Annotated in this window: 1 pseudogene; it reads left to right on the forward strand. The window is 25.5% G+C overall.

The annotated features are described in order from the left end of the window. Positions 1-518: pseudogene (locus tag ABDZ60_RS18560) on the forward strand (hypothetical protein); the annotation flags it as partial.

Genomic DNA, 518 nt, shown 5'->3' on the forward strand with positions numbered 1-518 from the left:
TACAGATTCAAATAACAATACATTTAAATTAAATTACGATTTAAATAACAATGTAAGTGATTTTGAAGAAAACTATAATAATGTTAACAATTTTAAAACATCTTATGTCTATGATAAAGATAACAAGCTTAAGGAAGTAAATTATACAACAGACAATGTACCTAAGAAGATACAATTAAATTATGATACTTTGGGAAGATTAAATACAAAAACTATAAATACAGGAAGTACAACCTATAATACTTCAGTAACATATGTAAAGGGCTATGCAGAAAGAGAAACAAATCTTGTTTCAAGCTATACAAATGGAAGTAAAAAAATTCAATATTCCTATGATGAGCTTAAAAATATAAAGAGTATAGTTGAAAATGGAAAAACAACAACCTTTACTTATAATGATTTAAATGAACTAGTTAGAGAAGACAATGGAACACTAAATAAAACAATAATCTATGAATACGATGCTGGAGGCAACATATTATCTAAAAAGGAATATGCTTACACTACAGGAACATTAG

This window comes from Clostridium sartagoforme, from assembly GCF_039521405.1.
In the GTDB taxonomy this organism is placed as follows: Bacteria; Bacillota; Clostridia; order Clostridiales; family Clostridiaceae; genus Clostridium; species Clostridium sartagoforme.